General features: G+C 38.7%; 9 protein-coding genes. 1 reads left to right on the top strand and 8 read right to left on the bottom strand.

The genetic code is table 11. From position 1 onward, the window contains the following. Nucleotides 1–246 precede the first annotated feature (246 nt). The 6 genes from F6K13_RS08350 to F6K13_RS08325 form a co-directional block, all read right to left on the bottom strand. A complete protein-coding gene (locus F6K13_RS08350) occupies nt 247–804 on the bottom strand; it encodes a DUF411 domain-containing protein (protein ID WP_124154714.1) in 558 nt (185 codons plus the stop codon). A gap of 390 nt (nt 805–1,194) precedes the next feature. Next, nucleotides 1,195–1,344 (bottom strand): hypothetical protein, encoded by a 150-nt coding sequence (locus F6K13_RS08345; RefSeq protein WP_287287192.1) that lies wholly within the window; start codon nt 1,342–1,344, stop codon nt 1,195–1,197. A 7-nt stretch (nt 1,345–1,351) separates the two neighbouring features. Beyond that, the gene (locus F6K13_RS08340; RefSeq protein ID WP_124154715.1) at nt 1,352–2,785 is read right to left on the bottom strand and encodes a multicopper oxidase family protein; all 1,434 of its coding nucleotides are present in this window, start codon (nt 2,783–2,785) and stop codon (nt 1,352–1,354) included. Nucleotides 2,786–2,983: 198 nt separating this feature from the next. Next, nucleotides 2,984–5,404: an NB-ARC domain-containing protein gene (locus F6K13_RS08335; RefSeq protein WP_287287191.1), complete on the bottom strand. Its 2,421-nt coding sequence runs from the start codon at nt 5,402–5,404 to the stop codon at nt 2,984–2,986. 840 nt (nt 5,405–6,244) lie between these two features. Continuing rightward, nucleotides 6,245–6,367: a hypothetical protein gene (locus tag F6K13_RS08330; RefSeq protein WP_275670426.1), complete on the bottom strand. Its 123-nt coding sequence runs from the start codon at nt 6,365–6,367 to the stop codon at nt 6,245–6,247. 152 nt (nt 6,368–6,519) lie between these two features. Further along, nucleotides 6,520–6,894 carry a formylglycine-generating enzyme family protein gene (locus F6K13_RS08325; protein ID WP_124146435.1) on the bottom strand — a complete coding sequence of 125 codons (375 nt, stop codon included), beginning with the start codon at nt 6,892–6,894 and terminating at the stop codon, nt 6,520–6,522. A 5-nt stretch (nt 6,895–6,899) separates the two neighbouring features. Between F6K13_RS08325 and F6K13_RS08320 the strand changes: the two genes are divergently transcribed. Continuing rightward, nucleotides 6,900–7,613, top strand: coding sequence for an RNA-guided endonuclease InsQ/TnpB family protein (locus F6K13_RS08320; RefSeq protein WP_375340657.1), 714 nt, complete (start codon nt 6,900–6,902; stop codon nt 7,611–7,613). Between the two features lie 145 nt (nt 7,614–7,758). Here F6K13_RS08320 and F6K13_RS08315 read toward each other — a convergent pair whose 3' ends face one another. Together F6K13_RS08315 and F6K13_RS08310 are read right to left on the bottom strand one after the other, a co-directional pair. Continuing rightward, nucleotides 7,759–7,941 carry a hypothetical protein gene (locus F6K13_RS08315; RefSeq protein WP_240039114.1) on the bottom strand — a complete coding sequence of 61 codons (183 nt, stop codon included), beginning with the start codon at nt 7,939–7,941 and terminating at the stop codon, nt 7,759–7,761. 29 nt (nt 7,942–7,970) lie between these two features. Further along, nucleotides 7,971–8,186, bottom strand: coding sequence for a hypothetical protein (locus F6K13_RS08310; RefSeq protein ID WP_240039115.1), 216 nt, complete (start codon nt 8,184–8,186; stop codon nt 7,971–7,973). Nucleotides 8,187–8,319 lie beyond the last annotated feature (133 nt).

Genomic DNA, 8,319 nt, shown 5'->3' with positions numbered 1-8,319 from the left:
CACCTCGGGTGGTGCTTACCTGGACATGAACGGTCGCTCGGTCGGCTCGTTCGAGTTCAACGCTGCGGCGGCTGGGGCGGTCGAGATCGATGTTCGGTCTCGGGCTCGACATGGCAACCGGGCGATGCTCTGACTAAGGTTTGGAGAATTTTCCTAAAACACTATTTTAAGCTTGACGTGCTAGTAGGGAGGTTCCATGAAACTTCCCTAAAAATTGATTATTTCTAAATTTATCTGTTATAAATTCTAGAATTTATAAGAGTTGAAAACTTCAGTTTGACCATCTTTTTTAAAGGCAAAGACATTAAAAGATTCTTGGCGATCGCCCATTTCCATACCAGGGGTGCCAATAGGCATTCCGGGAACACTAATTCCAGCAATATTTGGTTTATTTGCTATTAAATTTTTTATGTCTGCTACTGGGGTATGACCTTCTACAAGATAACCAGCAATTTCGCTTGTATGACAAGAAGCCAAATTTGAGGGTAGATTATATTTTTGCCGAATAGTTTGAATTTCTGACTCTGGTTTAACAATATCAGTGACTTGAAAACCGTTTTGCTTGATATGTTCCACCCACCCCTTACAGCATCCACAAGTGGGAGTGCGGTAGACAGTAATATTAAGTGCTTGTGATGCTACGTCTGTTGTGGATAAATCAGAGTTATCAACAGTCTGAGCTGTTTTATTCAGGGTGGAATTCTCGGGTAAACCAATAAAAGTAAAATATGCAGTACCCAAAACTCCGGCAACTGCCACACCAGCAACTAAAGACTGTATCCAATTAGAGAAAAATTTTTTCATTACTATTGCCTCAAATAATCTATAAGTGCTTTTTTTGATTATATAGCAGAAGAAAGAAGGAAGAAGGAAGAAGGAAAAGTATTACGTTGTCTGAGTTTTAGAGCTTCTCTATCTGTCCGCACCCTTTGCTTCAACTGCTATAAACCTTACTACTTAGGGCTTGCTGATTAAATCTTAAAGCAATGGTCAATAAAGGTTTTAGCCTTTTTAGAATCGAAAAAAGTGCGCCTATTTTAATCCTAATATCATGTCCGCTGGTATCGTTTGTGTAAAACTAAGGGTGAATATCTACAGGAAATTTAGGTTTTTTCAAGCTTTTAAGCCTTCTTCCCTCTTCCCTCTTCCTTCTTCCTTCTTCCTTGTTCCTTACTTCACTATACAATACCGATGCTACCGGACATGATATAAACCCTCAAAAAGTGAGAATGCGTGGGGTGAGGGGGGCAGAAAAATCTCCTGAACAATTATTCCTCCTACTTTCTCTGCTTTTCCACCCTCCCCACACTCCCCACACTTCCCACCCTTTGCTTTTTTCAGCAAACCCTACTTAAGCCTGAATTTCTAGATTACCCATCATTCCCAAATCTTCATGGTCGAGAATATGACAATGATAAACAGTCTTTCCAGGAAAATCTCGGAAAGGTATTCTAATCAGCACTTTCTCTCCCGGTCTCACCAATACCACATCCTTCCACGCGAGATAGGGTTCTGGTTTCCCATTCCGACTCACAACTTGAAAAGCATTGCCATGAACATGAAAGGGATGATCCATTATACCTGTGTTAATTAATTCCCAGTCTTCAACTGTATTAAGCTGAACTTGAGTATCAATTCTTTCTAGCTGATATGGTTGACCATTAAACACAAATGCCATGCCTTGACTGGGTATCATGCCATGATTCATCTGAAAATGACGTACCTTTTGAGCTTTTGGCAATGCTTCTACTGGTATTAGTTTAGTTGGCAATGGTACAACAGCAACCTTGGTGTCATAACTTACGGTTGCTAAGACTTGTGGTTGATTTTCAGGAGCATTCCTCCCCATCATCCCCATACCTACTCGTTTATAGGGTAAATTCAACAAGCGATATTTTCCCGGTTCTCGGTTAGCTTGGATTAAAATATCTGCTCTTTCTCCAGGAGTTAATAACAGTTCTGACATTTCTATTGGTTCAGTTAATGCTCCTCCATCAGTAGCAATTAAATAAAATGGGTGTTCTTCTAGAGACAACCGATAAAACCGGGAAGTGGAAGCATTGAGAATTCGTAACCGTAATAAACCTTGAGATGGAATTGTCAAGTTAGGACTAGATTGACCGTTGACGGTAATTAAATCTCCTTCTCTTCCGGTCATAATTGAAAGTTCTTGGGATGGCAGTAAATTTCCTCGTCGGTCTAGAGCAAAGTCTTGCAATACTAAAAATTTTTCCTCAGCCGCCTTAACTTCTGGAATTTCATCCAATTCTCCCCGAACAATAAATAATCCTGCCAACCCACCAAAAAGTTGTTCTGCTGTCAGACCATGGAAATGGGGATGATACCAAAACAGACCAGCAGGGTGATTTTGAGGAATTTGGAATTGATATGTCAGGCGATCGCCTGGTGCAATTTTCAGAAATACGTTGTCGGCGTTTCCGGTGATGGGAATATGTAGTCCGTGATAATGGATGTTCGTGGGTTGTGGTAATTTGTTGGTAAAGTTAATCCTAATTGTATCTCCTGGTTTTGCTTCTAATCTCGGTCCGGGAATTTGTCCGTTATAGTTTAATACATAAGCTTGTTTATTTCCTAGATTTATTTTATTAATACTGGCTATTAAATTTACTTCTAAAAGACCATCTTGGCTTTGGTTAATTTTATATTCGGATGAAAATGTTTGGAACTTTTCTTGAGTATTACCGTTGCTACATTGAGCGATTAAAACAGCAATAGCGCTACTAGAACTTAAGTTTAAAAATCTTCGACGATTAATTTTTTTCATAATATAAATTTGTACTATAGCGCGAGGAAACAGGGAATTATTATTTCAGTTATCTATTGTAAAATGGTTTTAGGGAAGTATATCAGTATTACAAACACAGATAAAACTAAAAAAATCAAAAAAATCAGATAATTTCCCTAAGTTTTATATGCAAAGAAAGATACTATGGGCGTACAATTAAATTGATAATCTACAACCTCAAAAAAAGCTTATTTGATTAATACTTAGACTAACAGGACATTCAACATCATAAAAAGTAGGAGCTAAAAATTCATACATATCAATTGATAGTAAATCCAAGTTAGTAGAGGATTGAAGAAAATTTTCAGCTAACCAAGTATGCAAACATTCGCCAGTAGAAATATCCCAGAGTTTAATAGTTTCATCTTCACTTCTACTAGCAATAGTTTGATTATTCTGACTCCAAACTAAGGAATTAATTCGAGCTTTATGTCCCTCAAAAATATGAAGACATTTACCTGTATTAATATCCCATAATCTTACTGTTTGATCGCTGCTACCAGTTGCGAGAAGATTTCCATCTGGACTCCAAACAATAGAATGTATTTCTTGAGTATGACCCTCAAAAACTAGATGTGGCTGATGATTCACCATTGGCAACAAACGAATCTCTCCCAATTTATCCGCGATCGCTAAAAAATCTCTATTTGGACTAGAAGCGATAACAGCAATATTACCCAATGTCGGTATTTGCATTTTTTCCAACAACATTGGGCAGTCTAAAAGATTTTCATCTTCTTGCTTTGCTGGTTCTAAACAAGTTTGCTCAGACAAATTTACAGAATTAGTAGGACAAACACAAGAACTACGATCTAGCAACTGTGAGTTATTACTTTCATGGCACTTTTGTCTATCTGCTTGACTAATAGCAGGACAAAGTTTCTCAGGAACTATTGTACAATAGTTAGAAGATTTCGAGTTAACTGTAGATAATACTTCAATAGCTTTTTGGGAGCAGGTATTAGCAGATTTATGAGATTCTATTTGACAGGGAGAAATGTCACCTACCATTAAGTCAATCTGTAGTTTCATGCACAGGTTAATCAGTTTTTCAATGCCATAACCACATAAAGAAGTTTCACTTGCTTGTAGCTTGTTTAAAATTAATAATAATTGTTGTTCTAGCGCTCGAGTAGAACTAAATATTGTGCTGAGTTGTCTGGCAATAGGTTCTATAATCAGCTTATTTTGTCGTTCTTTAATATAGCGCTTGCCAGTAGTAATGATTAAAGAATGACTGAGAAATAAGTCTAAGTTGGCAGTAGTTAACTCAGCAACAACCTGTTCAATTAAATAGTGAAGAATATACTCCATTACTACAGGTTCGACTGTATACATACTTGATTTTTTCTTGACTAGAGAGCGCCAGATGAGAGCTTCTAAACTTTCTAAGAGATTTGCTTTGGAAATTGCTGGCACAATATCGGTTTGCAATTTTTTGACATTCGTCCAGTCTTGGTTAATTGCCAACCAAACTATGATTTTTTTTTCTAGCTCTGAGAGACGCTGAAAGTGTTGGTCGAGGAGGCGACGAATACCATTGAAGGTGGTTGTGCCATGTTGCAGAAATTCTGACAGGTCTCCATCAAATAAGTCTGTGATGGAACTGGTGACAATTTTTAAGGCTAGGGGACTATAGCTATAATATTCACTGAGCTGTTGTTTTTGTGTTTCTGAGCCTAATATTTTGTTGGTTTTTAGTAAGGCATGGGCTACTTCTTTAGAACCCAGTAGTTGTAGGGAGCGTACTGCTGCATCTATACTTTCAAAGGCTGCTACTTCAGGAGGTTTTTCTCGACTGGTGAGGATGAGACTGCTAGAGTGGGATGTTTCGCCGATTAAATGAAAGAGTTGACTGTAGTTTTCGTAGCCAGGGCGATAGTGACCTGTACATCCAGTTTGTAAAATGCTTTCGACACTATCTAAAATTATTAGGCAACGTGAGTTGCGCAAGTATTCAATTAGTTTGCTTAGTTCCCCTTGGCTACATTCTTGCTGGGATAAAAATGACACTAGTTGAGTGAGAATTGTTTCTAGGGAGGGAGCATGGCGGAGCGATCGCCAGATTATATAGTCAAATTCATTCTGTAGTTGTTGGGCGACTTTTGCTGCTACTGCTGTTTTACCAATGCCTCCCATACCTAGTAATGCTACTAAACGACAGCCATCTCCGATAATATATTGTTGTAGTTGATTTAGTTCTTGAGAGCGTCCGTAAAAAACAGAAACATCTATGGCTTCTCCCCAATCAATTTTTGGTTTAGACAGTGTTTTTTTTGTTTCTGTAGAAGATTGGAATATATATTGTTGAATGTTTAGTTCTGTTTTGGCAAGACATGATTTGTGAGTACCAAATTTTTGTCTCAGCAGAGCGCGAAAGTTTTTCTTGGTTACTTTTTCGTCTAAGACACCAGAAAGACTTTGCCATAAGTTTGCAGCTACTCCTTTTATGTAGTCTGGGTCATAACCTGCTTGCTCGGCAATTTCAGAATATGCTTTACCTTCCCATGCTTGAGAAAATACTTTTCTTTTTACAGCGTTTAAGGAGCCTGGAGGTAGAACTGTCTCCAGAACTTCCAATGCTTCTTCGACTTTCATTTTTACTTAATATTTTGATATATTTTTGATTCTATCTAAGTTGATGTGATTTTACTGTTACTTCGGCGACAGCTTAAAACCTAATCTACATATTTATATTTTTAGTTGAATAAAAAGTCATGCTTGGGTACGAACAACACGTAATCCTTACATAGTACTATAATTTTTTTGCCAATGCAAGGGGAAATTCTTTTCAGCGCCGACTTTTTTGGCAGCTTAACAAAATGCAGAGGTTCTGTTTCTGGGCAAAATTCTTGCCTTGTTATTGAATAGTCAAATCTTCCTACCACTCACTTTTTCTTCATTGGTGCTTCACACAATGAAGTTTTGCTCTAAGTTTGAGCGATCGCTCAAATGCGGAAGGTCGTTCTATCGCTTCTCTATTTCTCCTGACTTTTTCCGAGTGCTTCACAGGATGTTTTATCTATAATCAAAGCGATACCCATAACCTAGAGACTTTTCACTGATAACTGAAAAAGGCGATCGCTTCTGCTAAGGCAACATAATTATCCGTACATCCGTGGCAAAATCTGTGTCTGGCGATGTTTTGGCGTTGAATAAAAAGTCATGTATATGTATATATAACCCCAATTATTACATACTACTATGATTTTTTTGCCGATGCAAGGGAAAATCTTTTCAGCGCCGATTTTTTTGGCAGCTTAACAAAATGCAGATGCTCTCTTTCTGGCTGGGCAAAATTCTTGCCTTGTGATGGAACAGTCAAATCTTCCTGCCACTGACTTTTTCTTTTTTAGTGCTTCACACAATGAAGTTTTTTTCTCGGAATTTGAGCCATCGCTTCTATATTTCTCCTGCTAATGATTTTCTTTTGGTGCTTCACAAGATAATTTTTTTCTCTGAAGTTGAGCGATCGCTTTTACTAGGCAACATAATCATCCGTACATCCGTGGCAAAATCTGTGTCTGGCGATGTTTTGGCGTTGAATAAAAAATCATACATAGGTACAAAAAACCCCAACTATTACATAATACTATGATTTTTTTGCCGATGCAAGGGGAAATCCCTTTCAGCGCCGATTTTTTTAGTAGCCTCACAAAATGCAGATTAATCATCCCGACATCCATCGGTGCATCCCTAGCAAAATCCTTGTCTTACTCTGACTTCTCCCACTCTGAAAAAAAATTTTTCCCGCTTCGTGGGAAGGAAAGAAAAAAGAAAAAGAGGGAAAAGGGGAAAAGAGAAAAGGGGAAAAGAGTTCTCCCGCCTGAACACACAAGACGAAAACCAACAAAGTTGATGAGGTCGTCGCGCCAATAGTTGATGATGCGAAACGCGGAACGGCAAGGATTAGGACCGTAGATCCAGGAGCCACCACGCAGCGGTGAAAGATTCTTATTTCCATCTAACCAAACACTTCCATCTGTAGGCGCTCCATTATAATTATCATGCCAATTATCAGCACACCATTCCCAGACATTCCCGTGCATATCGTACAAACCAAAAGCATTGGGTGGAAAAATTCCCACATCTGTTGTTTGTTCACGATATTTTCCTTAATGTGAGAATATCTAAACGGGCAAATAATTGGTACATCAGCTTTAAATATGATAATGAACCAACCCATACTGCCAAAAAACGAGATGTTATCGGTGTAGATGTAGGTATAAATACTTTAGCAACTTGTAGCGATGGCACACCCTTTGCCAACCCTAAAGCCTATCAGCAAGCCAAAAAACGACTAACTCGTTATCAACGCCGTGTCAACAAAAAGAAATTTGGCTCTAAAAACAGAGCCAAAGCCGTAAAAAGACTTGCCATACTTCACAAAAAAGTAGCTGAGATCAGAGCAGACAAACTCCATCAACTCACAACATGGTTAGCTAAAAACCACAGCACCATAGTAATTGAGGATTTGAATGTCAGTGGAATGCTCAAAAAGCGGTGCGACCCCGCGACGACGTCAGTCGCACCTGGTAGCGCACCAAGACATCATAAACTAGCAAGTGCCATAGCAGACTGTGGGTTTTATGAGTTCAAGCGTCAACTTACATACAAATGTGAATGGTATGGTAGTGAATTAGTCATAGCTGATAGATTTTATCCAAGTTCTCAAATATGTTCTCACTGTGGGCATCAACAGAAAATGCCATTAAGTGTGAGGACGTATGAATGTAGTGCCTGTGGTTTTACTGCTGACAGAGACTTTAATGCTGCTGTCAACCTAGAAAACTATGTAAGTCAGTAGGTGGAGTTCCCACCGATTTGAAGCCTGTGGAGAAGATAAGTTGCAGACAATAGTCAGTGGTCTTCTGGGAAACAGGAAGCTAGCTCCAAAGCTCATGCAATCATTCATGGGTAAGTTTGGGTAAGTTTAGTAGAACGGTTTACTACTACTGTTTTTGTTTGACTAACTTTTGGTTAGGTTGGGGTGGAGGTTTTACTACTACTGTTTTTGTTTGACTAACTTTTGGTGCTGGTGTTGGTTGTGGTGTGGGTGGTGAAGTTGTAAAACCTAAAGCTTCTAAGACTGCCGTAGCATTTTCATAACGCATGGGAAAATATTCATGTACCATCCTATCTAATACATTTGCCAGACGGTTACTTACTTGTGCTTCATTTCGCCAGATACATTTCCAGTCTTGGAGTCTTTTTGTAAGTTGTGGGGATCTTTTCCTGTCAGTGCTTTTATTCCTACCATTCCCACTGCATAGATATCGCTACTCAGTTTTGGTTGACCGTTACTTTGTTCGCCTGGCATATATCCAGGTGTTCCGACTGCTACAGTAAAAGTAGTCGTTCCTTTTTGGTAAGTAGTCAATACACTTATTTCTTTTACTGCGCCAAAGTCTATCAATAGAGTTGTCGCTAAATAGAGGGAAAAAATCGCTCCAACCTAGACAGAGCAATAATTTCAAGGCCTTTTTAGCCACCAATAGCTACAATCCTTATAT

Source organism: Okeania sp. SIO2B9, from assembly GCF_010672505.1.
GTDB lineage: Bacteria > Cyanobacteriota > Cyanobacteriia > Cyanobacteriales > Microcoleaceae > Okeania > Okeania hirsuta.
The sequence above is the reverse complement of the archived record's forward strand: the minus strand, read 5'-3'. Positions and strand labels throughout refer to the sequence as shown.

Excerpts from the sequence above, each read along its gene's own strand:
- F6K13_RS08350 (WP_124154714.1), bottom strand. The coding sequence starts at position 804 with ATGAAAAAATTTTTCTCTAATTGGATACAGTCTTTAGTTGCTGGTGTG.
- F6K13_RS08335 (WP_287287191.1), bottom strand. The coding sequence starts at position 5,404 with ATGAAAGTCGAAGAAGCATTGGAAGTTCTGGAGACAGTTCTACCTCCA.
- F6K13_RS08340 (WP_124154715.1), bottom strand. The coding sequence starts at position 2,785 with ATGAAAAAAATTAATCGTCGAAGATTTTTAAACTTAAGTTCTAGTAGC.
- F6K13_RS08330 (WP_275670426.1), bottom strand. The coding sequence starts at position 6,367 with ATGTATGATTTTTTATTCAACGCCAAAACATCGCCAGACACAGATTTT.
- F6K13_RS08315 (WP_240039114.1), bottom strand. The coding sequence starts at position 7,941 with ATGGTACATGAATATTTTCCCATGCGTTATGAAAATGCTACGGCAGTC.